The organism is Microbacterium sp. nov. GSS16, from assembly GCF_028198145.1.
GTDB lineage: Bacteria > Actinomycetota > Actinomycetes > Actinomycetales > Microbacteriaceae > Microbacterium.
The window spans coordinates 2,089,076-2,111,557 of the sequence record NZ_CP116338.1 but is presented as its reverse complement, the minus strand read 5'-3'; the positions used below and the strand labels follow the sequence as shown (position 1 = coordinate 2,111,557).

The following is a 22,482-nucleotide window of genomic DNA, read 5'->3' as shown; positions in this document are numbered from 1 at the left end:
CGACGCGCCGGCTCTCACACGACGGTCAGAGCGTCACCCCGAGGTTCGCCCGACACGTCACCGCCGCCCGCCTCCCCCGTCAGGTGCAGACCTGCACCGCTCCACGCATCCTGATCGGCGGCACTGGGCCGGTCGAAGACCGGTGCGGCGTCTTCTGCGGGCGCGGCGCCGGACTGCTCGGGGCGCGGCCGACGCGCGAACGCGCTCGTGCCCCGACGCAGGTCGTGGCCGATCGAGTCGGCGGTGAGCTCGACGTCGATGCCCTTCTTGCCGTTCGCCTCCCATTCCTTCTGACGGAGGCGCCCGACGACGATGACGGGGTCGCCGCGGTGAAGCGATGCCCTGGCGTGCTCGGCGAGCCTGCCGAACGCCGACACCGCGTACCAGTTCGTCACTCCGTCGACCCACGCACCCGTGCGCTGGTCGAAGTAGCCCGACGACGTGGCCACGCGGAAGTTGATCACCGCCTTGCCGCTGCGGGTCTCGTTGGAGATGGGGTCGTTACCGATGTTCCCGGCGATCGTCAGGACGTCGTTGGTGATGCTCATAGCGTGCTCCTTCGTTGCCGGGACCAGCCCGGGTCCGACCAGAGTGCACGCCGGCGTCGGACGTGCGGAGCCGATTTCCCGACGCCGGTGGAGAAGTCGACGGCGCCGCGATCAGTGCAGGAACACCGGTTGCCCGGACCGGTTACGCGGACCTGTCCTCAGTGCAGGAACAGCAGAAGAGCGGCCACGGCGATGAACAGCGCGCCGAACACGGCGTTCAGGACGCGCTGACCCCGAGCATTCCTGGTGAAGCGCCGGAACGACTTCGCCGCCGCGGCGAAGAAGAACCACATCACCAGGATGTCGACGACGATCACAGTCCCGACCAGCACGAGGTACTGGGGCAGCGGATCGCGGTCCAGCCGGACGAACTGCGGCACGAAGGCCAGGAAGAACACGATCGCCTTGGGGTTGAGGAGGTTTACCCAGAATCCGCGTCGGAAGATCGACCAGGCGCCCTCGCGCACGCGAGCGGACTGATCGAGGCTCTGCACCTCGGGGGCGGCGAGGATCAGCCGGACCCCGAGGTACACCAGGTACGCGGCGCCGGCGTAGCGGATGATCTCGAACAGCACCGGCGAACGGGAGACGATCAGACCGACGCCGGCGGCGACGATGACCACGTGCACGATGAGTGCGGCCTGCTGTCCGAGCACTCCCCACAGTGAGCGACGCCAGCCCTGCACGAGCGCGTTGCTCATGGTGTTGATCGCGCCGGCACCGGGCGTGAAGCTGATCACCACGCACGCCGCGAGAAGCGAGAGCCACACGGTCCAGGTCACCAGCACAGCGTAGTGATCGGGCGCGTGCGGCACCCAATCGCGCGATGTCGGCACCCGCACCTACGGTGTGGCCATGACCTTCCCGCCTGATGCCCCGGCCTGGCTCACCCGTGTGGGCGTGTTCGACCTCGAGACGACCGGCGTCGATGTGACGCAGGATCGCATCGTCACCGCGCACGTCGGCGTGCTCGATCGGCACGGCAGAGAGCTCGCCGCGCGCGACTGGCTGGCCGACCCCGGAGTGCCCATCCCCGACGGCGCGGCGGCCGTGCACGGGATCAGCACCGAGCACGCCAGGGCGCACGGTCGACCCGCGTGCGAGGTGGTCGCCGAGATCGTGCACGCACTCCGCGTGCTCTTCGCCCAGGGGCTGCCGATTGTGGCGTACAACGCCTCGTACGACTTCTCGCTCCTCGCGCACGAGGCGCGCCGGCACGGGATTGCCGAGCTGGCCACCCCGTCGCCCGTGATCGACCCGCTCGTGATCGACAAGGCGTTCGACAGGTACCGCCCCGGCAAGCGCACGCTGACCGTCGTCGCCGACCACTACGCGGTTCCGCTGGACGACGCGCACCAGGCGTCGGCGGATGCCGTGGCCGCAGGTCGAGTGGCGTTCGCGCTCGCCCGCGAGTTCGCGCTGCCACGCTCGGCGGCGGAGCTGCACACGAGACAGATCGGCTGGGCGCGGGATCAGGCCGCGAGCCTGACCGAGTACTTCGTCGGAATCGGCCGGATCACGCCGGAGCAGCCTCTAGACGGGACATGGCCCGTCCGCGGGTGACGCCGGCCGCGGACGAGTCGTCCGCGGCTGACGGCGTTCCCGGTGAGATCGGGCGCTCGGCGAACGTCTTCCGGATATGACGAAGGCCCCGCCGGAGCGGGGCCTTCGCTGGGGCTGCTTACTTGGAGCCGCCGAAGTTCTTGAAGCGCTGGTTGAACTTCTCGACGCGACCGGCCGAGTCCATGATGCGCTGCTTGCCCGTGTAGAACGGGTGCGAGGCCGACGAGATCTCGACGTCGATGACGGGGTACTCCACACCGTCCAGCTCGATCGTCTTGTCGCTCGTGACGGTGGAGCGGGTGAGGAAGGTCTCGCCCGAGCCGAGGTCGCGGAACACGACGGCCTGGTACTCGGGGTGGATGTCAGTCTTCATGGGATTCCTTACGTGGTGCCCTGGATTCTGCCAGAGACGAGGGAAGTCTGCGGTGCGATCGCACCGAGGGTCTACTTTACACCACTCAGGCGGCGCGTGCCGCGTACCGTCCGGCATCCTGCGTGAGGGTGATCGGCATGCCGAACGCTTCGGTGAGAGTCTGCGCGGTCAGTGTCTCGGCGATGGGACCCGCCGCCACGACACCGCCGTCGCGCAGCAGCAGCACGTGGGTGAAGCCGAGCGGGATCTCCTCGACGTGATGCGTGACCATGACCATCGCCGGCGTGGTCGGCGACGCGGCGTACTCACCGAGCAGCTGCAGCAGTTCTTCTCGTGCGCCGAGATCGAGACTAGCGGTCGGCTCGTCGAGCAGCAGCAGCTCGGGGTCGGTCATGACCGCTCGCGCGATCTGCACGCGCTTCTGCTCCCCGTCGCTGAGCGTGCCGAACAGGCGTTCGGCGAGGTGCTCCAGGTGCCAGTCGGCGAGCACTCGCCTGGCGCGACGCTCATCGATGGTCTCGTAGTCCTCGCGCCATCGGCCCGTCACCGAGTACGCCGCGGTCATGACCGTGTCCAGCACGGTCTCATCGCGCGGGATGCGGCGAGCCATCGCCGACGAGGCGAAGCCGATCCGCGGGCGCAGCTCGAACACATCCGTGCGCCCCAGGGTCTCGCCGAGCACGCTCACCGTTCCCGACGTCGGGTGCATGAGCGTGTCCGCGAGCTGCAGCAGCGTCGTCTTGCCGGCGCCGTTCGGCCCGAGCACCACCCAGCGCTGATCCTCGGACACCGACCAGGTCACCCGATCGACGATGTTGCGGCCTTCGCGACGCACGACGACATCGGTGAGATCCAGAGCGCTCGACATGACGCCAGCCTATCGGCTCAGGCGGTCAGCTCCTCGTAGAGCGCGCGCGTGGTGTCGGCGATCGCACCCCAGCTGAACTGACTGCGCGCGCGCTCCCGTCCCGCTTCGCCGTACTGCCGTGCACGCGCCGGATCGCCGGTGACCTCGGTGAGCACGGCCGCGAGGTCTGACACGTATCGGTCGGGATCGACAGGCGTGCCGGTACCGTCCTGCAGCTGCTCGATCGGCACCAGCCGGCCGGTCACGCCGTCGTCGACCACCTCGGGGATGCCGCCGGTGGCGGTGCCGACGACCGCCGCGCCGCACGCCATGGCCTCGAGGTTCACGATGCCGAGAGGCTCGTACACCGAGGGGCATACGAACGTCGTCGCGGCGGCGAGGATCGCCGAGAGCTCGTCACGAGGCAGCATCCGCTCGATCCAGATCACCCCGTCCCGCGTCTGCTGCAGCAGACGGACGCCCTCCTGCACCTCCGCCATGATCTCCGGCGTATCGGGGGCGCCCGCGCAGAGCACGAGCTGCACGTCCTTCGGCAGCCGCTGCGCGGCCCTCAGCAGGTACGGCAGGCCCTTCTGCCGGGTGATGCGTCCGACGAAGACCACCGACGGACGCGAGGGGTCCATGCCGATGCTCGCCAGCAGAGCGGGGTTCTCGACCGGGCGCCAGCGCTCGACGTCGATGCCGTTGTGGATGACCCGCACGCGCTGCGGGTCGACCTGGGGGTAGCTGCGCAGGATGTCCTGGCGCATCCCGTCGCTGACGGCGACGATGGCGGCCGCGTTCTCGTACGCGAGCCGCTCGATCCCGCTGGAGACGGCGTAGCCGCCGCCGAGCTGCTCGGCCTTCCACGGCCGCAGCGGCTCGAGGCTGTGGGCGGTGAGGACGTGCGGGATGCCGTGCAGCTGGGATGCCAGATGCCCGGCGAAGTTCGCGTACCAGGTGTGGCTGTGCACGAGGTCGGCACCGGCGACGTCGCCCACCATGACCAGATCGGTGCCGAGGGTCTGCAGGGCCGGGTTCGCTCCCGCCAGCTCGGAGGGTGTGCGGTATGCCGTGGTTCCCGGTTCGGCGCGCTCGGCGCCGAAGGCGCGCACCTGCACATCGATGCTGCCGCGCAGCGCCGCCACGAGCTCTGCGACATGCACGCCGGCACCGCCGTAGATCTCCGGCGGATATTCCTTCGTGATGATGTCGACTCGCATGTCTGCACGGTAGTACATCGGTCGCCGGGCGCTCTATGGTGGACGCATGTCGGCTCCAAAGAAGGTTTTCGGGATCATCCTCGCCGGCGGTGAGGGCAAGCGCCTCATGCCCCTCACCGCAGACAGAGCCAAACCGGCGGTGCCCTTCGGCGGCCAGTACCGGCTGATCGACTTCGCGATATCGAACCTGATCAACTCAGGGCTCAGACAGGTCGTCGTGCTCACCCAGTACAAGTCGCACAGCCTCGACCGGCACGTCTCGCAGAACTGGCGCATGTCGGCGCTGCTCGACTCCTACGTCACCTCGGTCCCGGCCCAGCAGCGGCTCGGTAAGCGCTGGTTCTCGGGGTCGGCCGACGCCATCCTGCAGAGCCTCAACCTCATCAACGACGAGAAGCCCGACATCGTCGTCGTGATCGGAGCCGATCACGTCTACCGCATGGACTTCCAGCAGATGATCGACGCGCACATCGCCTCCGGCGCACCGGCGACGGTCGCCGGAATCCGTCAGCCGATCGCTCTGGCCTCTCAGTTCGGGGTGATCGACGCCGATCCCGACACGGGACGCATCCGGGACTTCCTCGAGAAGCCCGCCGACCCGGTGGGCCTTGCCGACTCCCCCGAGGAGGTACTCGTCTCGATGGGCAACTACGTCTTCGACGCCGACGCTCTCGTCGCCGCGGTCGAGGCGGACGGCGAATCCGCCTCATCCGGACACGACATGGGCGGCGACATCATCCCCTACTTCGTCCAGCGCGGCGAGGCGGGGTACTACGACATGAAGCAGAACGACGTTCCGGGGTCGTCGCCGCGCGACCGGTCGTACTGGCGGGACGTCGGCACCATCGACTCGTATTTCGACGCGCACATGGATCTGATCTCGACGCTGCCGATCTTCAACCTGTACAACACCGACTGGCCGATCCGCACGCAGAACGTCAACATGCCGCCGGCGAAGTTCGTCCGCGATGCGGTGGGCAGGATCGGCAACGCGATCGACTCGGTCGTCGCGGCCGGGTCGGTGCTGTCGGGCACGCACATCGAGCGCAGCGTCATCGGGCTCGGCGGTGTGGCGCTGGGCGGATCGACGATCACGGACTCGGTGCTGCTCGACAACGTGCAGATGGGTCTCGGATCTCGGGTGCGCCGCGCGGTGCTCGACAAGAACGTCGTCCTCGAGGACGGCGCGACGGTCGGGGTGGATCGCGAGCGCGACCTGGAGCGTGGCTTCACCGTGACCGACTCGGGCATCACCGTCGTGGGCAAGGGCGTTCGGATCACGCGCTGACCGCTACGCTCGACGGGTGACCGCCGCGCGTTTCCTCGTCGTCCTCGATGCCGATTCCACCCTCATCCGCGATGAGGTGATCGAGCTGCTCGCCGACGAGGCGGGTCGCCGTGCCGAGGTGCAGACGGCGACCGAGGCGGCGATGCGAGGCGAGGTCGACTTCGCGACCAGCCTTCGCTCACGCGTGGCCGCGCTGCGCGGGGTGCCGACGGCCGCCTTCGAGCGCGTGCGCGAGCGCATCGAGCCGACTCCCGGCGTGCACGAGCTCACCGCCGCGGTGCATGAGCGCGGCGGGATCGTCGGCGTCGTCTCGGGCGGATTCCACGAGATCCTCGACCACATCGCGCCGCAGCTGGGCGTCGATCGCTGGCGCGCGAACCGGCTGCTGCTCGACGGAGACTCGCTCGCTGGGTCGGTCGACGGCGAGATCGTCGATGCCGACGCGAAAGCGGCATCGCTGCAGAGCTGGGCTGCCGACCTGGGTGTGGCACGGCACGCGACCATCGCGATCGGCGACGGCGCCAACGACCTGACGATGATGGCCGTCGCCGGACTGGGCATCGCCTTCAACGCCAAGCCGGCCGTGCGCGCCGCGGCGTCGCTGGTCGTCGGGCCGCAGGATCTCTCCGAGATCATCCCGCTGCTGCCCTGACTCGTGATGCTCCGGGTCGACCGACGCTGGACGATGACGGCACCTGCGCGTAGCGTCTGCGCATGGACATCATCCTCGTTCCCGGGCTCTGGCTCGACGCCTCTTCGTGGGATCCGGTGGTGCATGCGCTCCGCGTGGCCGGCCATCGACCGCTCGCTCTGACGATGCCGGGTGTCGGCGAGCCCGCTGTCGCCTCGTCCGACATCGGCATGGCGGACTGGATCGACGCGGTCGTGCGGCGGATCGACGAGGCCGAGCAGCCGGTCGTGCTCGTCGGGCACTCCGGCGGCGGCAACGTCGTGTGGGGCGCGGCGGATGCCAGGCCCGAACGCGTGCGGCGGGTCGTGTTCGTCGACACAATCCCACCAGCGCCGGGCCGGGAGATCAGCGACTTCCCCCTCGTCGACGGCGTCGTGCCGTTCCCGGGCTGGGATTTCTTCCCAGAAGAGGATGTGTACGACATCGACGACGAGACGCGCGCCCGAACGCTCCCCCTCACGCGCACCATCCCCGCTCGCGTGCCCGGCGATGCCATACAGCTGACCCGCGACAGCCGGCACGGCGTGCCCGTGACGATGCTGATGGGCTCGTACGACCAGGCGAAGGTCGATGCCGAATCCGGCGAATGGGGCGCGTACGGCGAAGAATATCGCGCCATCGCGAACGCCGAGGTCGTCAGGATCGGCTCCGGCCACTGGCCGCAGTTCACCGTGCCGGACCGGCTGTCCGAACTGCTGGTGGCTGCCGTCGACCGCTGACGTCGTCGCCGGACGGGATCGGTGTCAGTGCCCCATCCCGAGGCCGCCGTCGACGGGGATGACGGCACCCGAGATGTAGGCGGCATCATCACCGGCCAGCCACACGACGGCTCCGGCGACCTCGTCCGGGGTGGCGAAGCGGCCGGCGGGAATACTCGCCTTGTACTGCTTCTGCGTCTCCTCGGGCAGCTGAGCGGTCATGTCGGTCTCGATGAAGCCGGGAGCCACCACGTTGGCGGTGATCCCGCGCCCGCCCAGCTCGCGGGTGAGCGAGCGGGCGAAGCCGACCAGGGCGCTCTTCGACGCGGAGTAGTTGACCTGCCCTGCAGAGCCGTACAGGCCGACGACGCTGGAGATGAGGATGACGCGGCCGAAGCGCGCCCGCAGCATACCCTTCGACGCGCGCTTGACGACGCGGAAGGTGCCGCCGAGATTCGTCGCGACGACGCTGTCGAAGTCGTCCTCGCTCATGCGCATCAGAAGGGTGTCCTTGGTGATCCCGGCGTTGGCGACCACGATCTCCACCGGCCCGAGCTGCTGCTCGACCTCGGTGAACGCCGCGTCGATCGCCGCGGCGTCGGTGACGTCGGCACGGACGGTCAGCGTGCCCTCGGGCCCTTCGCCGCTGCGTGCCGTGACCGCCACGCGGTATCCGTCGCGGACGAAGCGTTCGGCGATGGCGCGGCCGATGCCGCGGTTTCCGCCGGTGACGAGGACGACGCGCTCAGCGCTCATGTGGGGCTCCTGACTGGGGATCGGATCGCACGCCATCCTACCGAGCGCGGCCTCGCGGGACGGCGTCCCGTGGGCTGGGCGCGGCGTAGGCTTGAAGCACCGTGAAAGAGAAGCGCCCCGCAGCCGCCGTCACCTCCCTGCCGCAGTCGCCGCAGGTCGAGGCCGATCACCGCGTGCGCCGTTACGCGCTGACGATGATCATCCGCACGGTGTGCTTCCTGCTCATGGTGGTGGTGCAGCCGCTCGGCTGGTGGACATGGGCGTTCGCCGTCGCCGCGATCTTCCTTCCGTACATCGCCGTGGTCTATGCCAACGCGGGCAGCGACAGCACTCCACGCAGCGTGGAGTCGCCGGTCGCGCAGCTCGAAGCGCCCCGCGGTTCCGCACCGTCCCCGACCGGGGCGGAGCCGGAAGTGATCACGATCATCGAGCGCCGCGACGACGGCGGGGCGGACGACCGATGAGAGCTGAGCTGGAATGCGCGCGCGCCGCGTGCCGTCAACCCGCCACGCATCACATCGTCTGGCGCAATCCCCGCATCCACGCCGAGGATCGGCGCAAGATCTGGCTTGCCTGCGATGCGCACGTGGGGTTCCTGAGCGACTACCTCAGGGCACGGGACTTCCCCGTCACGGTGCACGAGGGGGTTCCGGCGTGAGCCGACTGATGCGCTGGGGCGTGTACCTGCTCGTCGCGATCGGCTTCGCGATCGCGTGCGCTTTCCTGTCGCAGTGGCAGTTCGACCGCAACGAGTCGCGCGCCGCGCAGATCTCACTGGTCGAGCGGAACTACGACGCGCAGCCCGTGCCCGTCGCGGACCTGCTCGGCGACGGGCGGGCGCTCGCGCCGGCCGACGAATGGCATCCGGTGCTGCTCGTCGGTGAGTACCTCGCCGACGAGCAGCTGCTCGTGAGGAACAGACCGCACGGCGGCACGAGCGCGTTCGAGGTGCTCGTGCCCTTCCGTGACGAGAGCGGTGTGGTGCTGCTGGTGGATCGCGGCTGGATCTCGCCCGGCGAGGACACTGTGCCCAAGACGGTGCCCGCGCCCCCCGAGGGAGAGAGCACTGTGGTGGTGCGCCTGCGCGCCGGTGAGCGGCTTCCGTCGTCGGGTCGCAGCGCGCCGGAAGGACAGGTGCCCACGATCCACCTGCCGACGATCGCCGACCGAGTGGATGCGTCGCTGGTTACGAGCGCCTACGGGCAGCTCGTCTCGGAGGATCCTGCCGCGGCTTCCGCCTTGGGTGGGTTCGCCTCCCCCACCGATGATCCGGGCCCGCACCTGTCGTACGCGATCCAGTGGATCCTGTTCGCCGTGATGGGGTTCGCGTTCATCGGCTACGTCATCCGCATCGAGATCGTGAAGGCGAAGGAGGATGCCGGCGAACTGCCGTCCCGCCGGCCTCGCCGCCGCGATCGGGACGCCGCTGACGAGGACGCACTGCTGGACTCCGCGGCACGCTGAGACCGGTGATCATCAGGGCTCAGGCGAGCTCGATGAGGTCCTGATACTCCTTGCTCCAGATGTCCTCGACGCCGTCGGGCAGGATCAGCACCCGCTCGGGGTTGAGCGATGCGACCGCTCCCGGGTCGTGCGAGACGAGCACGACAGCACCCTCGTAGTGAGCCAGGGCCCCCAGGATCTCCTCGCGGGAGGCGGGGTCGAGGTTGTTCGTCGGCTCGTCGAGAAGCAGCATGTTGGCCGCCGAGACGACGAGCGTCGCCAGCGACAGACGCGTCTTCTCGCCGCCGGAGAGAACGCCGGCGGGCTTGTGCACGTCATCGCCGGTGAAGAGGAACGAACCGAGCACCTTGCGCGCCTCGGTCTCGTTCAGATCAGGAGCGGCGGAGATCATGTTCTCGAGCACCGACCGCTTCACGTCGAGGTTCTCGTGCTCCTGGGCGTAGTAGCCGATCTTCAGTCCGTGGCCGGGCTCGAGCTGACCGGTGTCGGGCTGGTCGACCCCGGCGAGCAGACGCAGCAGCGTCGTCTTGCCCGCGCCGTTGAGCCCGAGCACGACGACCTTCGAGCCCCGGTCGATCGCGAGATCGACGTCGGTGAAGATCTCGAGCGAGCCGTACGACTTGGACAGGCCGGATGCCATCAGCGGGGTCTTCCCGCACGGTGCGGGCTTGGGGAATCGCAGCTTGGCGACCCGATCGACCTGGCGCACCTCGTCGAGGCCGGACAGCAGCTTCTCGGCTCGCGCCACCATCTGGTGCGCGGCGGCCGCCTTCGACGCCTTGGCGCCGAATCGCGCCGCCTGAAGCTGCAGCTGGGTCGCCTTCTTCTCGGCGTTCGCGCGCTCCTTCTTCCGGCGCTCCTCATCGGCCACCCGCTGGCGCAGGTAGTTCTTCCAGTTCATGTTGTAGATGTCGATGACCTGACGGTTCGCGTCGAGGTAGAACACCCGGTTGACCGTCTCGCCGACGAGCTCCACGTCGTGACTGATCACGATGAGCCCGCCCTTGTAGTTCTTCAGGAACTCGCGCAGCCAGACGACGCTGTCGGCGTCGAGGTGGTTGGTCGGCTCGTCGAGGATCATGGTGTCGGCGTCGGAGAACAGGATGCGCGCGAGCTCGATCCGGCGCCGCTGCCCACCCGAGAGGGTGCTCAGCGGCTGGTCGAGGATGCGGTCGGGCAGCGAGAGGTTGTTCGCGATGGATGCCGCCTCGGCCTCGGCCGCGTAACCACCCAGCGCCTCGAAGCGCTCGGTCAGATTGGCGAACTTCCGCATGGCGCGCTCGGCGATCTTGGGGTCGTCGGATGCCATGTCGTGCGACGCCGTGGCGATGCCCAATTGGATGGTCCCGAGCCCGCGCGCATCCAGGATGCGCGTCCTGGCGAGCATCTCGGGGTCGCCGATGCGCGGATCCTGCGGGAGGTAGCCGATCTCACCCGAGCGCGTGACCTTGCCCTCGGAGGCGAGGACGTCACCGGCGAGCACCTTGGTGAGCGTGGTCTTGCCGGCGCCGTTGCGTCCGACGAGGCCGATCTTGTCGCCCGCGGCGACCCGGAACGACACGTCCGACATGAGCACGCGTGCTCCGACGCGGATCTCGAGGTCATGCACGGCGAGCACAGCGGTATCCGTTCGTTGGGGGGAAGCGGCCGAAGGGCCAGCCTCCCAGTATAGTTCGCGGGCGGCTCGGGGCCCTTTCAGGGTGAGCACGACGTCGACGGCGGCGTCGGCGATGTCAGCGGCCGAGCCCCCGAGCCGTGAGCGCATCGCCGACGTCATCCGCGTGCTTCATCGCGAGCACGAGCAGCGGCACGGCTGCTCGCGCTGCGAGCCGCACTCCCCTGGCGCGCTGCGCGTCACGCACCTGCTCGAGAAGGCCCGCGAGCACCGGCACCATCGCGATCGTCAGCGAGACCGCCAGGGCCGGTGTGCCGGGATCGATGCCGAACACACGCAGCGGCCGGAACAGCGTGCGCAGCACGTCGAGCAGATCGCTCGTCTTCGTGGTTCTCGTCAGAGCCTCGGCGAGCAGCAGCAGCGCCACCACGCGTCCGGTGTTCTGCACGGCCGCGGCGACGCTGACGAAGACGACGAGTGCGCCGCCCAGCACGATGATGAGCCAGCGCAGACGCCACCACACGAGGAGCAGATCCGGCACCTTCGCACCGGCGGCGAGCAGCACCAGCGAGGCTGCCCCGAGCAGCACCAGCGTGCAGGTCGTCCCCGGGCGCGCGATCGAGATGGCCAGAGCGCTGGTCGCAAGGCCCAGCAGCTTCCACCCGGCAGAGACCCGATGCAGGATGCTGTCGCCGGGCCGGTACAGCGAGATCACGAGCTGACCCGGCGGTAGGTCTCGATCACGCCCCTGGGCTCCCCCTCGGCGACGAGCCGCCCTCCGTCGAAGAGCACTGCTTCGTCACAGCGCGCTGCCAGCTCGAGGTCGTGCGTGACGATCACGACGGGCACCGCGAGGGTCAGAAGCAGATCGGCGATCCGGCGGGCGTTGCGCAGATCGAGCAGCGTCGTCGGCTCATCGGCGACGACGAGCTGCGGCTCTGTGCACAGCACCGCCGCCAGCGCCAGCAGCTGTCGCTGGCCGCCGGAGAGCTCGGACACCGGCTGATCGCCGCGACCCGCGAGCCCGTACTCGTCGAGGATCCGCTCGACCCGTGCCGCGCGCATCGCACGCGGCACGGACGCGAGGGAGAGCGCCAGATCCTCGGCGGGCGTCGGCATGAGGATCTGCGCCTCGGGGTTGGTGACCACGAAGCCGACGCGCGAGCGCACGCGCGTCGCCTCGGCGGCAGGGTCGAGCCCCAGAACGCGCACGGCCCCCGACGTGGGCTGACGCAGTCCGTTGATCATGCGGGCGAAGGTCGACTTGCCTGAGCCGTTCGCGCCGATCACCGCTGTGCGCCGGGCGGCCAGTGCCGTCGTGACACCCGTCAGGATCGGAACACCGTCGACCTCGTAGGACACGTCGTCGAACGCGACGTGGGCGCGGGTCACTGCGCCGGCACGGCACCGGTCCGGACCGCGCGGCCGTGCGCGCCCGCGCTGACCGGAAAGGCGCGCGGATAGGCGCGGTGCAGGGCGACGGCGAGCACAGTCGCGAGCGCCGCCTTGAGCAGATCGCCGGGCAGGAAGGCGATGGTCGACAGTGCCGTCACATCCAGCGGCACCCCGGTGACCGCGGCCTGCACCGGAACGCCGAAAAGGTAGACGACGAGGATACCGCCGATGAGGGCGCCGCCGGCCGCACGCCACCAGGTGAAGCGCCCGCTGTGCGCGATCAGGCCGATCAGCATCGCCCCCGCCACCCAGCCCAGCATGTACCCGGCGGTCGGTCCTACGAAGGCGCCCAGGCCTCCGCGGCCCCCGGCGAGCACCGGCAGTCCGATCGCCGCGAGCGCCAGCACGAGCAGGATCGAGAGCGGGGCGCGTCGCGCGCCCAGCACGAGTCCGGCGAGCATGACACCCAGCGTCTGGCCTGTGATCGGAACTCCGCTCGGCAGCGGCACCATGACCGTGCCGAGCACGATCACCAGAGCGGCGAAGACGGCGATACGCGCGAGATCAGCGCTGAGTGGACGGCGGTCTGGAGTCATCGATCCTCCGATGGTCGTGGATTATGTGCACGAAACGGCATTCGTGTTGTCGATTCCCACAGTATTGAGCACATCGCTGTCGGCCCTGGACGACACCTACAGTGTGCGGGCGCGGATCTTGTCGGACAGACGACCGTCAGCGCACCGGATCCCCCATTTGCAGACCGGGCAGCAGAGCGGCCACGGTGCAGGCAGCAGCGAACGCGTACACGCTCGCGAAGCCGCTGCCCAACAGCGGAAGGGCGACGAAGCCAAGACCGGCGACGGCCACCGCGAGGGCGGATCCGGTGGCATCCGAGATCGACAGCGCCGACGAATTGAACCCCTCGTCGCGAGTCGTCGAGTAGGCCAGGGTGAGCACCGTCAGCCGGGGATAGAGCAGGCCCATCCCCGCCCCCGCGAGGCCCCACCCGACCACGACGATCCAGGGCGCAGGCCAGACGAGCACGACGGACAGGATGCCGGCGAGTGCCGAGATGAGGAGGGTGAACGTGATGAGCATGATGCGCCGACTGCCGAGACGGTCTCCCCACCGGCCCTGCACGGCGGATGCGCCTGACCAGCCGAGAGCCGCCAGTGTCAGTGCCAGGCCGGCGATGGACGGCGAGAAGTCGTGCTCATCCATCAGCAGCTTCGGGATGTACGCCTCGGCCGCGAAGAACGCCCCAGCGATGAGTCCGCGGGTCAGCACGACGCTCGGCAGGCCCGGTGCCGCACGCAGAGTGCGCCCTGGCAGCAGCGGCAGCAGGGCGATGCCGATCACGATGATGCCGACCAGGGCCAGTGGCCCTCCGATCGGGAACGGCAGCTCCACGGTGAACCCGACCCCCACCGCGCACACCGCCACGACGACGGCCAGCAGCATGCGCGCTGCGAACGAACCCGGCGCGGGTGCCGCGTTCGCGGTCTCGGCCACACGGGCATCCGGCACCGCGTCAGGGTCGCCCGTCTCCACCGCGTCGGCCTCCAGCGATACGTCGCGCAGGCGCTCCGCGACGAGCACGAATGCCGCTGCGGTGAGCACCGCGACTCCGAGGAAGGTCCAGCGCCAGGGCAGCAGCTCGGTGACGAGCCCAGCCAGGAACGGCCCGATCATCGATGGGACGACCCAGGCTGCGGCATACGCGGCGAAGATCCGCCCATGCAGGTGCGGTGGATACACCCGCGCGACCACGACGTACAGCGCGACCGTCTGACCGCCCGCGCCGAGCCCTTGGATGAGACGGCCGACGAGGAAGGTGTGCATGTCGGGGGCGATCCCGGAGACGATCAGCCCGGCCAGGAACAGCGCGACCGCCGTGTACAGCGCGGCGCGTGGCCCCGCGCGGTCACTCCAGGTTCCGGCGGCCACCATGCCGATGACGCTGGTGGCGAGCGTGCCCGAGAACGCGACCGCGTAGAGCGCCTCGCCGTGCAGGTCGACGCTCACCACCGGCATCACCGTGGTGACGGCGAGTGCCTCGATCGCGGCGAGGAAGATGAGCACGACCGAGCCGATCGTGATCCCGAGGCGGGTGGCATCCCAGATCGTCGCGGCCGGAGCTCTCTCGGTCACGCCTCCGCCTCGGGGGTGGGATGTTCCGCCCGCGAGCCGATGCGGAGCGCGCCCATCCGCGCGACGGCCTCGGTGATGATCTCCGGGCTCGTGCCGAAGTTGAGCCGGACGTGCCCTGCCCCCTCCGCACCGAACGCCGGACCGAAGTGCAGCGCGACCTCCGCCTCCCGCAGGATGCGTCGAGCGGGGTTCGGCCCCCACCCCAGGTCGGTGAGGTCGATCCAGGCGAGATAGCCGGCGTCCGGCATCCGGTAGCGCGCGCCGGGCAGCTGCTCGGCCAGCAGCGCGCCGAGCAGACGTCGGTTCTCGTCGAGCGTGCGCAGCAGCGCGTCAAGCCAGGCGTCGCTCTCGGGGGCGAATGCGGCGACGGCCGCTATCAGACCGAACTGACCGGTGCGCCACTCGACCTCGACCGGCATCTCCCGCAGCACGCGTCGGGTCCTGTCACTCGCGGCGACCATCAGCGCGCACTTCAATCCGGCCAGATTGAACGCCTTGCTGGCACTGACCACGGCGTACCCTACTTCCCTCGCCGCGTCTCCTGCGGCGAGGAACGGCATGTATCCGGCATCAGGCTGTGCGAGTGGCGCATGGATCTCGTCCGACACCACCGTCGCGCCGTGCGCGGCCGCGATCTCGGCGAGGGCGCGCAGGGTCGTGGCGGAGTGCACCGTCCCGGTCGGGTTGTGCGGGTTGCACAGCAGCACCGCCTTCGCCCCGGCTGCCAGCGCCGCTTCGATCGCGTCGAGATCGAGCTGCCACGCCTCGCCGGTGTCGCGCAGAGGCACGCGCTCGACGACGCCACCGGCCTCTTCGACGAGCTCGAAGAACGGCGGGTACACCGGCGGGTTGACGATCACCCTCTCGCCGGGAGCGATGGTCCGACGGAGGATCTCGACGATGCCCATGCTCACGTCGGCGGTGCTGCGCATGCCTGCCGGATCGGGTGCCCAGCCGAAGCGTCGCTCGGCGAACGCCGAGTAGGCCGTCGCGAGCGGCGTCCTGGAGGCGACATAGCCGGTGTCCCCCACCCGCACGGCGCGTTCGAGCGCCTTGGTGATCTCGGGGGCGAGCGCGAAGTCGGTCTCGGCGACGAAGAGCGGGAGCACCCCTTCCGGGTACTCCCGCCACTTCTCGCTCGTGCGCTGCCGCAGCTCCGCCAGGGGAAGAGCGACGACGTCCGCCGTCACGTCAGATCGCGAACCCAAGGGCACGCATCATGTCGCGGCCGTCGTCGGTGATCCGCTCCGGACCCCACGGCGGCATCCAGACCCAGTTGATCCGGAACTGGTCGACCACAGAGTCCAGCGCCTGGGCGGTCTGCTCCTCGAGAACGTCGGTCAGCGGGCATCCGGCGCTGGTCAGCGTCATGTGGATGACCAGCGCGTCGTTCTCGTCGTCCCAGGACAGATCGTAGATCAGGCCGAGGTCGACGACGTTGATCCCGAGCTCCGGGTCCATGACGTCCTTCAGAGCCTCGGTGACCTCGTCGAACTTCTCGGGAGTGAGCGTCGCGGTCATGCTCTCAGCCTACGCTTCGATGGGCTCGACGGGGTCGAGGAAGCGGTCGTAGCCCTCTTCCTCGAGACGATCGGCGAGCTCCGAGCCGCCCTCTTCGACGATCCGGCCCTTGACGATGACGTGCACGAAGTCCGGCCGGATGTAGCGCAGGATGCGCGTGTAGTGCGTGATCAGCAGCACACCGAGGTTGGTCGCCTCCTTGGCGCGATTGACGCCCTCCGAGACGATCTTCAGCGCGTCGACGTCCAGACCGGAGTCGGTCTCGTCCAGCACGGCGAACTTCGGCTTGAGCACCTCGAGCTGCATGATCTCGTGACGCTTCTTCTCGCCGCCCGAGAAGCCCTCGTTGACGTTGCGCTGTGCGAACTTGGGGTCCATGCGCAGGTTGCCCATGGCCTCCTTGACGTCCTTCGTCCACTGGCGGATCGAAGGCGCCTCGCCATCGATCGCGGTCTTGGCGGTGCGCAGGAAGTTCGTCACGGTGACACCGGGGATCTCGACCGGGTACTGCATCGCGAGGAACAGTCCGGCGCGGGCGCGCTCGTCGACGCTCATCTCGAGCACGTCCTCCCCGTCGAACGTGATGGTGCCCTGGGTGACGGTGTACTTGGGGTGACCGGCGATCGTGTAGGCGAGGGTCGACTTGCCCGAGCCGTTGGGGCCCATGATGGCGTGCGTCTCACCGGTCTTGATGGTGAGGTCGATCCCGTTGAGGATCGGCGTCTCGCCCTGGTCGGTCTCGACCGTTACGTGCAGGTCGCGGATCTCGAGAACAGACATTCAGACTTCCTTAGTGACAGAGGGGTCGATGAGCACGTCGTCGCCGTCGATCTCTACGACGAAGACGGGGACGGGCTCGTAAGCGGGGAGGTTGAGGGGGCGGCCGGTCTCGAGCGAGAACGCCGAGCCGTGGGCCCAGCACTCCAGCGTCTTGCCTTCCACGAACCCCTCGGACAGCGAGATGTCGCCGTGCGTGCAGCGGTCGCCGATCGCGTGGATCTGGTCGTCGCCGTCCTTCACGATCGAGATCGCGATGCCGTCGAGCTCGACGCGCAGGGGCGTGTCCTGCTCGAGCTCGCTGACGCTGCAGGCGCGCTGTGCGCTCACTTGCTCACCGCCTCGAGCTCGGCCTCGAGGGCTGCGGTCAGCTCGTCCTGCAGCGACGGGATGCCGATGCGCTGCACGACCTCGGTGAGGAAGCCGAACACGACGAGGCGACGGGCCTCCTCCTCCGAGATGCCGCGCGCCTGCAGGTAGAACAGCTGCTCGTCGTCGAAGCGACCCGTGGCGCTGGCGTGGCCGGCGCCGGCGATGTCGCCGGTCTGGATCTCGAGGTTCGGGATCGAGTCGGCGCGGGCGCCCTCGGTGAGCACCAGGTTGCGGTTCGCCTCGTAGGAGTCGGTGCCGGTCGCGTCGGGTCCGATCAGCACATCGCCGATCCACACACTGTGCGCGCTCTCGCCGTGCAGGGCCCCCTTGTAGAGCACGTCGCCGGTCGTGTGCGCACCCTTGTGATGCAGGTACACCTGGCTCTCGAGATGCTGCCCCGAGTCGGCGAACGACAGACCGTACAGGTATCCATGCGATCCGGTGCCGGCCAGCTCGACGTTGGGGTTCACCCGAACGACACCGCCGCCGAGGCTGACGACGATGTGCGTGAGCTCTGCGTCGCGGTCGACGCGCGCCTGGTGGGCGGCCGCGTGCACCGCGTCGTCCTCCCAGCGCTGCACGGTGACCAGCTTCAGCTTCGCGCCGTCGCGCACGATGATCTCGACGTTCTGCGCGTACTCGGCTGTGCCGCTGTGCTGCAGCACCACGGTCGCGACGCTGTGGCGTCCGGCCTCGACCACGATGTGCGCGTCGGCACGGCCGCCGCGGCCGTCGATCGTGACGATGATCGGCTCGGCGACCTCTTCGTCGGCGGGGATGCTGAGGTGCAGGGCCTCAGCCGCCCCCTGCCACGCCACGGCCGAGACGACGTCCTCCGGCACGAAGAACTCGCCGCGCGGGGACGCTCCGTGCGCGAGCGGGGCGCTCACGTACTGCTCGTGGCTGAAGGTGTACGTGACGGCGTCGCTCGCGCCTGCCACATCGAACAGCGTCTTCAGCTGCGCGACGGGCGTGTGCTTCCAGTTGACCTCGCGCCCGGTGGGCGCGCCGAAGTCCTCGGGGTCGAACGACCGGGGCCGCTCGGAGCGGGTCTGCACCGGCACGAAGCCGGCGTTCGCGACCTGGGCGGCCGGGTCGATGTGCGCGTTCGTCTGCGGCGCCAGCTCGGGCGCCTGGGTGGGGGCCGTCATCAGCCGACCGATCCTTCCATGCCCATCTCGATGAGCTTGTTCAGTTCCATCGCGTACTCCATGGGCAGCTCTCGTGCGATGGGCTCGATGAACCCGCGCACGATCATCGCCATGGCCTCGGTCTCCTCGATGCCGCGCGACTGCAGGTAGAACAGCTGCTCCTCGCTGACCTTCGAGACCGTGGCCTCGTGCCCGAGCTGCACGTCGTCGACGCGGATGTCGATCGCCGGGTAGGTGTCGGAGCGCGACTGCGTGTCGACGAGCAGGGCGTCGCAGACCACCGAGTTGGCGGAGTGGTGTGCGGCGGCGTCGACGCGGACCTCACCGCGGTAGCCGGCGCGTCCGCCGCCGCGAGCGATCGACTTGGAGACGATCGACGACTGCGTGTACGGCGCCATGTGCACCATCTTCGCGCCGGCGTCCTGGTGCTGGCCGGGACCGGCGAAGGCGACCGAGAGGGTCTCGCCCTTGGCATGCTCGCCCATCAGGTAGATCGACGGGTACTTCATCGTCACCTTGGAGCCGATGTTGCCGTCGACCCATTCCATGGTGGCGCCCTCGTGGGCGACCGCGCGCTTGGTGACGAGGTTGTACACGTTGCTCGACCAGTTCTGGATCGTCGTGTAACGCACGCGGGCGTTCTTCTTCACGATGATCTCGACGACCGCCGAGTGCAGCGAGTCCGACTTGTAGATCGGAGCGGTGCAGCCCTCGATGTAGTGGACGTAGCTGTCTTCGTCGGCGATGATCAGGGTGCGCTCGAACTGACCCATGTTCTCGGTGTTGATGCGGAAGTACGCCTGCAGCGGGATCTCGACGTGCACGCCCTTGGGCACGTACACGAACGAACCGCCCGACCACACGGCCGTGTTCAGCGCGGCGAACTTGTTGTCGCCGGTGGGGATGACGGTGCCGAAGTACTCCTCGAAGAACTCGGGGTGCTCGCGCAGCGCCGTGTCGGTGTCCATGAAGATGACGCCCTGCGCCTCCAGATCCTCGCGGATCTGGTGGTACACGACCTCGGATTCGTACTGCGCGGCGACGCCGGCCACGAGCCGCTGGCGCTCCGCCTCGGGGATGCCGAGCCGCTCGTAGGTGTTCTTGATGTCGTCGGGAAGGTCTTCCCAGCTCTGCGCCTGCTTCTCGGTGGAGCGGACGAAGTACTTGATGTTGTCGAAGTCGATCTCGCTGAGATCCGCTCCCCAGGTGGGCATCGGCTTGCGGTCGAACAGCGACAGCCCCTTGAGGCGGGTCTTGAGCATCCACTCCGGTTCGCTCTTGAGAGCCGAGATGTCGCGCACGACATCCTCGGAGAGGCCGCGGCGCGCGCTGGCTCCGGCTGCGTCAGCGTCGTGCCAGCCGAACTCGTACACCCCCAGCCCATCGAGTTCCGGGCGGTCGATCAGCACATCCGACATGACACACTCTCCTCAATCCGGCCCAGACGGTGTCATCCGCCCCGGCACACCGGTTCCCCGTCGAGTCTTCGGGGAAAGGATGCCGCTCATGGGCCCTCATCTTCGGCGCAGGACTCGCGCCTAAACTGTCGGTGAGGGAATCCGCGCTGGAAGCGCCCCTCATCACAATCCCGATTCTACAGGTTCCGCCTCGCGAGCGGGCCGCGCCCGCCTGTCGATTCCGCGAACCGGAGGCACCATGAACCACAACGCCGCTCCGGACACCCTCCCGCGCAGGCGCGCCCGCAGCGATTCCTTCGGGTGGCTGCCGACGACGATCGGCCGACGACTGCGGGTGTTCGCCTGGCTGTCGTTCCTCGCCGAGGTGATCATCATCGGCACCGGCGGGGCGGTGCGTCTCACCGGCTCCGGGCTCGGGTGCTCGGAGTGGCCGCTGTGCACCCCTGAGTCGCTCGTGCCGATCCTCGAGGTGCAGGGCCTGCATGGCGCGATCGAGTTCGGCAACCGCGTCATGACCGGCGTCGTCGGCCTGCTCGCGCTCGCCGTGCTGATGCTCACCCTGCACGTCCTCAGCGGCCGCCGCCTGGTGGTGCGCGCGCTCTGGTTCGCTCTCGGCGGCATCGTGCTCGGCGTCCTGGTCTACATCGGCACCGTCCTGGTGGGCCTGCCCGGAGCAGACGAGCGGACGACGGCGGTGATCGCGGCGGCGTTCATGTCGGCGGCGCTGCTGCTGGCGGTGCTCGTCGGCGCCACCGATTCGCTGCGCCAGCCGATGCCGCGCAAAGACCTTGCGGTGCTCGCCTGGGTCGTGCTCATCGGCGTCATGGCCCAGGCCGTGGTCGGCGGGTTCGCGGTGATCAGCAGTCTGAACGCCTTCATCGTCGGCTTCCATTACACGGTCTCGCTCGCCCTCGTCTGCGTGACGGCGCTCTTCCTCGTCCGACTCGGCGCCCCCGACGCTCCGCGCGTGGCGGCGGTGCCGACGTGGTTCTCGGTGCTGACCCACGTCACCGGCCTCGCTCTGGCCACCACGATCGTCGTCGGCGTGCTGACGACCGGATCGGGGCCGCACTCGGGTGACGAGGCGATCAAGCGGCAGGGCTTCGACGCGACCGTGCTCGCCCACGTGCATTCGTGGCCCGGCTACATCCTCGCCGCGCTCGTGCTCGCGCTGCTCATCGCGAGCTGGACGATGCGCCTGCGTCCGCGCACCTGGCTGCTCACGCTGACCGCGGCGATCGCCGTGCAGGTGGGTGTCGGGGTGCTGCAGGCGCGCACCGGGCTGCCGCCGATTCTCGTCGGCGCGCACATGGTTCTCGCCGCGCTCTCGGCCGCCACCTACGTGGTGGTGGTCACGAGGCTGAAGAGACCCGTCGACTGATCGCGCAATGCCAGAGGCCCCGACCGGATCGATTCCGGTGGGGGCCTCTGGCTACGCGGTCGGCCGGCGGTCAGAACGGCAGCAGCGGGTCGACCGCGACCGCGAGGAAGATCAGCGTGAGGTAGGTGATCGACGCGTGGAACACCCGCATCGGGCGCGCCTCACCGCCGTGCACGGCGCGGTTGTAGAGGCGGTGCGACTCGTAGATGAACCAGCCGCCGAAGACGAGCGCAGAGACGGTGTAGACGAGCCCCATGTGCGCGACGGGCACGAGCAGCAGAGAGCAGGCCACCGTCGCCCACGCGTACAGGATGACCTGCAGGCCGACCTGCGACGCTGAGCGCGTGACGCCGAGCATCGGCACGTCGACGTCGTCGTAGTCGTCCTTGTACTTCATCGACAGCGGCCAGTAGTGCGGCGGCGTCCACAGGAAGACGAGCACGAACAGCACAAACGGCGGCCAGTCCAGCGACCCGGTGACAGCGCTCCACCCGATGAGCACCGGGAAGCATCCCGCGATGCCGCCCCAGACGATGTTCTGTTCGGTGCGACGCTTCAGGATCATCGTGTAGATCACGACGTAGAAGAAGATGGCGACGACGGAGAGAGTCGCGGTCAGCCAGTTGGTCGTCAGCAGCAGCCAGACGGTGGATGCCACGGCGAGCACCCACGAGAACACCAGGGCGCCGCGCGGCGAGACCTCGCCCGTGACGAGGGGTCGGTTCTCGGTGCGCTTCATGTGCACGTCGATGTCGCGATCGAGGTACATGTTGAACGATGCCGCCGACGATGCGCTCATCGCTCCGCCGATGACCGTCGCGACGACGAGCCAGATGTCGGGCATCCCCCGCTCAGCGAGGAACATCACCGGAACGGTGGAGACGAGCAGAAGCTCGAGCACACGAGGCTTGGTGAGGGCGATGTATCCGCGGATCCTCTGGCCGACCGAGTGATGAGTCGCGGCGGCCTGCGATGTCGTCGAGATCGCGATCCCCTCCTTATACATGGCGAACGTCCTTCCATTCTACGCCACCCGGCGTGTCGTGCCCGGCCGGCGCACGGGCGGCGCGAGGTGCTGCGCTCAGTCGCGAGCGGGCGATTATCCGCCCTCTCTGAGCCGGATGCAACACTCTCCGGAGCGTCCTGTGCGCCCCGCTATGCTGAAACCCACTCGCGCACCCGCTGCTGTGCAAATCCACGCCGTGAAGACGCGGAAGGCGCAGGAATGCGGGAGCGTCCCCAAGCGTCTT

At 68.9% G+C, this 22,482-nt stretch carries 26 protein-coding genes; 8 read left to right on the top strand and 18 right to left on the bottom strand.

The features are described from left to right. Positions 1 to 14 precede the first annotated feature (14 nt). The gene (locus PGB26_RS10070; RefSeq protein WP_271637489.1) at positions 15 to 548 is read right to left on the bottom strand and encodes a single-stranded DNA-binding protein; all 534 of its coding nucleotides are present in this window, start codon (positions 546 to 548) and stop codon (positions 15 to 17) included. A gap of 158 nt (positions 549 to 706) precedes the next feature. Further along, positions 707 to 1,330, bottom strand: a complete 624-nt coding sequence (locus PGB26_RS10065; protein ID WP_271637488.1) for a LysE family translocator — start codon at positions 1,328 to 1,330, stop codon at positions 707 to 709. Between the two features lie 73 nt (positions 1,331 to 1,403). Between PGB26_RS10065 and PGB26_RS10060 the strand changes: the two genes are divergently transcribed. Further along, positions 1,404 to 2,111, top strand: coding sequence for a 3'-5' exonuclease (locus PGB26_RS10060; RefSeq protein WP_271637487.1), 708 nt, complete (start codon positions 1,404 to 1,406; stop codon positions 2,109 to 2,111). A 118-nt stretch (positions 2,112 to 2,229) separates the two neighbouring features. Here the strand turns inward: PGB26_RS10060 and PGB26_RS10055 are convergent, their stop codons facing one another. From PGB26_RS10055 to glgA, 3 genes are all read right to left on the bottom strand, one after another. Next, positions 2,230 to 2,484 carry a type B 50S ribosomal protein L31 gene (locus PGB26_RS10055; RefSeq protein ID WP_271637486.1) on the bottom strand — a complete coding sequence of 85 codons (255 nt, stop codon included), beginning with the start codon at positions 2,482 to 2,484 and terminating at the stop codon, positions 2,230 to 2,232. Positions 2,485 to 2,569: 85 nt separating this feature from the next. Beyond that, a complete protein-coding gene (locus tag PGB26_RS10050) occupies positions 2,570 to 3,352 on the bottom strand; it encodes an ABC transporter ATP-binding protein (protein WP_271637485.1) in 783 nt (260 codons plus the stop codon). Between the two features lie 17 nt (positions 3,353 to 3,369). Next, positions 3,370 to 4,554 carry a glycogen synthase gene (glgA, locus tag PGB26_RS10045; protein ID WP_271637484.1) on the bottom strand — a complete coding sequence of 395 codons (1,185 nt, stop codon included), beginning with the start codon at positions 4,552 to 4,554 and terminating at the stop codon, positions 3,370 to 3,372. Positions 4,555 to 4,600: 46 nt separating this feature from the next. Here glgA and glgC point away from each other — a divergent pair, with 46 nt between their 5' ends. The 3 genes from glgC (at position 4,601) to PGB26_RS10030 (ending at position 7,252) form a co-directional block, all read left to right on the top strand. Further along, positions 4,601 to 5,842: a glucose-1-phosphate adenylyltransferase gene (gene glgC / locus PGB26_RS10040; protein WP_271637483.1), complete on the top strand. Its 1,242-nt coding sequence runs from the start codon at positions 4,601 to 4,603 to the stop codon at positions 5,840 to 5,842. Between the two features lie 16 nt (positions 5,843 to 5,858). After that, positions 5,859 to 6,494: a phosphoserine phosphatase SerB gene (serB, locus tag PGB26_RS10035; protein ID WP_271637482.1), complete on the top strand. Its 636-nt coding sequence runs from the start codon at positions 5,859 to 5,861 to the stop codon at positions 6,492 to 6,494. A 62-nt stretch (positions 6,495 to 6,556) separates the two neighbouring features. Beyond that, entirely contained in the window at positions 6,557 to 7,252 is a 696-nt protein-coding gene (locus tag PGB26_RS10030) for an alpha/beta fold hydrolase (protein ID WP_271637481.1), read from the top strand. Between the two features lie 24 nt (positions 7,253 to 7,276). Here PGB26_RS10030 and PGB26_RS10025 read toward each other — a convergent pair whose 3' ends face one another. Next, positions 7,277 to 7,987 (bottom strand): beta-ketoacyl-ACP reductase, encoded by a 711-nt coding sequence (locus PGB26_RS10025; RefSeq protein ID WP_271637480.1) that lies wholly within the window; start codon positions 7,985 to 7,987, stop codon positions 7,277 to 7,279. A 101-nt stretch (positions 7,988 to 8,088) separates the two neighbouring features. Between PGB26_RS10025 and PGB26_RS10020 the strand changes: the two genes are divergently transcribed. Genes PGB26_RS10020 through PGB26_RS10010 form a run of 3 tightly spaced genes read left to right on the top strand, consistent with a single transcriptional unit; the run spans position 8,089 to position 9,451 of the window. Beyond that, positions 8,089 to 8,451, top strand: coding sequence for a DUF3099 domain-containing protein (locus tag PGB26_RS10020; RefSeq protein ID WP_271637479.1), 363 nt, complete (start codon positions 8,089 to 8,091; stop codon positions 8,449 to 8,451). After that, on the top strand, positions 8,448 to 8,645 hold the full coding sequence (locus PGB26_RS10015; protein WP_271637478.1) for a hypothetical protein: 198 nt from the start codon (positions 8,448 to 8,450) through the stop codon (positions 8,643 to 8,645). Before PGB26_RS10020 ends, PGB26_RS10015 begins: the two co-directional genes overlap by 4 nt. 8 nt (positions 8,646 to 8,653) lie before the next feature. Beyond that, positions 8,654 to 9,451, top strand: a complete 798-nt coding sequence (locus PGB26_RS10010; protein ID WP_271639635.1) for an SURF1 family cytochrome oxidase biogenesis protein — start codon at positions 8,654 to 8,656, stop codon at positions 9,449 to 9,451. 19 nt (positions 9,452 to 9,470) lie between these two features. On the opposite strand, the gene PGB26_RS10005 is transcribed toward PGB26_RS10010, so the two are convergent. The 11 genes from PGB26_RS10005 to sufB form a co-directional block, all read right to left on the bottom strand. Next, entirely contained in the window at positions 9,471 to 11,069 is a 1,599-nt protein-coding gene (locus tag PGB26_RS10005) for an ABC-F family ATP-binding cassette domain-containing protein (protein WP_271637477.1), read from the bottom strand. Between the two features lie 115 nt (positions 11,070 to 11,184). Beyond that, positions 11,185 to 11,781 (bottom strand): energy-coupling factor transporter transmembrane component T family protein, encoded by a 597-nt coding sequence (locus PGB26_RS10000; protein WP_271637476.1) that lies wholly within the window; start codon positions 11,779 to 11,781, stop codon positions 11,185 to 11,187. After that, on the bottom strand, positions 11,778 to 12,458 hold the full coding sequence (locus tag PGB26_RS09995; protein WP_271637475.1) for an energy-coupling factor ABC transporter ATP-binding protein: 681 nt from the start codon (positions 12,456 to 12,458) through the stop codon (positions 11,778 to 11,780). Before PGB26_RS09995 ends, PGB26_RS10000 begins: the two co-directional genes overlap by 4 nt. Further along, complete coding sequence (locus tag PGB26_RS09990; RefSeq protein WP_271637474.1) at positions 12,455 to 13,057, bottom strand: biotin transporter BioY; 603 nt, start codon at positions 13,055 to 13,057, stop codon at positions 12,455 to 12,457. The genes PGB26_RS09995 and PGB26_RS09990 overlap by 4 nt, the downstream gene beginning before the upstream one ends. A gap of 136 nt (positions 13,058 to 13,193) precedes the next feature. Beyond that, positions 13,194 to 14,612: an MFS transporter gene (locus tag PGB26_RS09985; protein WP_271637473.1), complete on the bottom strand. Its 1,419-nt coding sequence runs from the start codon at positions 14,610 to 14,612 to the stop codon at positions 13,194 to 13,196. Next, positions 14,609 to 15,802: a MalY/PatB family protein gene (locus PGB26_RS09980; RefSeq protein WP_271637472.1), complete on the bottom strand. Its 1,194-nt coding sequence runs from the start codon at positions 15,800 to 15,802 to the stop codon at positions 14,609 to 14,611. The genes PGB26_RS09985 and PGB26_RS09980 overlap by 4 nt, the downstream gene beginning before the upstream one ends. A gap of 1 nt (position 15,803) precedes the next feature. After that, a complete protein-coding gene (locus PGB26_RS09975) occupies positions 15,804 to 16,133 on the bottom strand; it encodes a metal-sulfur cluster assembly factor (protein ID WP_271637471.1) in 330 nt (109 codons plus the stop codon). A gap of 9 nt (positions 16,134 to 16,142) precedes the next feature. Further along, the gene (gene sufC / locus PGB26_RS09970; protein ID WP_271637470.1) at positions 16,143 to 16,913 is read right to left on the bottom strand and encodes a Fe-S cluster assembly ATPase SufC; all 771 of its coding nucleotides are present in this window, start codon (positions 16,911 to 16,913) and stop codon (positions 16,143 to 16,145) included. Continuing rightward, positions 16,914 to 17,240: a non-heme iron oxygenase ferredoxin subunit gene (locus tag PGB26_RS09965; RefSeq protein ID WP_271637469.1), complete on the bottom strand. Its 327-nt coding sequence runs from the start codon at positions 17,238 to 17,240 to the stop codon at positions 16,914 to 16,916. Then, positions 17,237 to 18,433: a Fe-S cluster assembly protein SufD gene (gene sufD, locus PGB26_RS09960; RefSeq protein ID WP_271637468.1), complete on the bottom strand. Its 1,197-nt coding sequence runs from the start codon at positions 18,431 to 18,433 to the stop codon at positions 17,237 to 17,239. Before sufD ends, PGB26_RS09965 begins: the two co-directional genes overlap by 4 nt. Beyond that, positions 18,433 to 19,851, bottom strand: a complete 1,419-nt coding sequence (gene sufB / locus PGB26_RS09955; RefSeq protein ID WP_271637467.1) for a Fe-S cluster assembly protein SufB — start codon at positions 19,849 to 19,851, stop codon at positions 18,433 to 18,435. The genes sufD and sufB overlap by 1 nt, the downstream gene beginning before the upstream one ends. A 238-nt stretch (positions 19,852 to 20,089) precedes the next feature. On the opposite strand from sufB, the gene PGB26_RS09950 reads away from it, so the two are divergent. Next, the gene (locus PGB26_RS09950; RefSeq protein WP_271637466.1) at positions 20,090 to 21,232 is read left to right on the top strand and encodes a COX15/CtaA family protein; all 1,143 of its coding nucleotides are present in this window, start codon (positions 20,090 to 20,092) and stop codon (positions 21,230 to 21,232) included. 70 nt (positions 21,233 to 21,302) lie between these two features. Here the strand turns inward: PGB26_RS09950 and PGB26_RS09945 are convergent, their stop codons facing one another. Next, positions 21,303 to 22,238: a heme o synthase gene (locus PGB26_RS09945; protein WP_271637465.1), complete on the bottom strand. Its 936-nt coding sequence runs from the start codon at positions 22,236 to 22,238 to the stop codon at positions 21,303 to 21,305. Positions 22,239 to 22,482: the final 244 nt, after the last annotated feature.

What these genes read in the sequence shown, in the direction of transcription:
- sufD (WP_271637468.1), bottom strand. Translation starts at nt 18,433, where the DNA reads ATGACGGCCCCCACCCAGGCGCCCGAGCTGGCGCCGCAGACGAACGCG.
- PGB26_RS09950 (WP_271637466.1), top strand. Translation starts at nt 20,090, where the DNA reads ATGAACCACAACGCCGCTCCGGACACCCTCCCGCGCAGGCGCGCCCGC.
- PGB26_RS10070 (WP_271637489.1), bottom strand. Translation starts at nt 548, where the DNA reads ATGAGCATCACCAACGACGTCCTGACGATCGCCGGGAACATCGGTAAC.
- PGB26_RS09945 (WP_271637465.1), bottom strand. Translation starts at nt 22,238, where the DNA reads ATGTATAAGGAGGGGATCGCGATCTCGACGACATCGCAGGCCGCCGCG.
- PGB26_RS09990 (WP_271637474.1), bottom strand. Translation starts at nt 13,057, where the DNA reads ATGACTCCAGACCGCCGTCCACTCAGCGCTGATCTCGCGCGTATCGCC.
- PGB26_RS10025 (WP_271637480.1), bottom strand. Translation starts at nt 7,987, where the DNA reads ATGAGCGCTGAGCGCGTCGTCCTCGTCACCGGCGGAAACCGCGGCATC.
- PGB26_RS10030 (WP_271637481.1), top strand. Translation starts at nt 6,557, where the DNA reads ATGGACATCATCCTCGTTCCCGGGCTCTGGCTCGACGCCTCTTCGTGG.
- glgC (WP_271637483.1), top strand. Translation starts at nt 4,601, where the DNA reads ATGTCGGCTCCAAAGAAGGTTTTCGGGATCATCCTCGCCGGCGGTGAG.
- PGB26_RS10010 (WP_271639635.1), top strand. Translation starts at nt 8,654, where the DNA reads ATGCGCTGGGGCGTGTACCTGCTCGTCGCGATCGGCTTCGCGATCGCG.
- PGB26_RS10050 (WP_271637485.1), bottom strand. Translation starts at nt 3,352, where the DNA reads ATGTCGAGCGCTCTGGATCTCACCGATGTCGTCGTGCGTCGCGAAGGC.
- PGB26_RS10055 (WP_271637486.1), bottom strand. Translation starts at nt 2,484, where the DNA reads ATGAAGACTGACATCCACCCCGAGTACCAGGCCGTCGTGTTCCGCGAC.
- sufB (WP_271637467.1), bottom strand. Translation starts at nt 19,851, where the DNA reads ATGTCGGATGTGCTGATCGACCGCCCGGAACTCGATGGGCTGGGGGTG.
- PGB26_RS10015 (WP_271637478.1), top strand. Translation starts at nt 8,448, where the DNA reads ATGAGAGCTGAGCTGGAATGCGCGCGCGCCGCGTGCCGTCAACCCGCC.
- sufC (WP_271637470.1), bottom strand. Translation starts at nt 16,913, where the DNA reads ATGTCTGTTCTCGAGATCCGCGACCTGCACGTAACGGTCGAGACCGAC.
- glgA (WP_271637484.1), bottom strand. Translation starts at nt 4,554, where the DNA reads ATGCGAGTCGACATCATCACGAAGGAATATCCGCCGGAGATCTACGGC.
- PGB26_RS09975 (WP_271637471.1), bottom strand. Translation starts at nt 16,133, where the DNA reads ATGACCGCGACGCTCACTCCCGAGAAGTTCGACGAGGTCACCGAGGCT.
- PGB26_RS10060 (WP_271637487.1), top strand. Translation starts at nt 1,404, where the DNA reads ATGACCTTCCCGCCTGATGCCCCGGCCTGGCTCACCCGTGTGGGCGTG.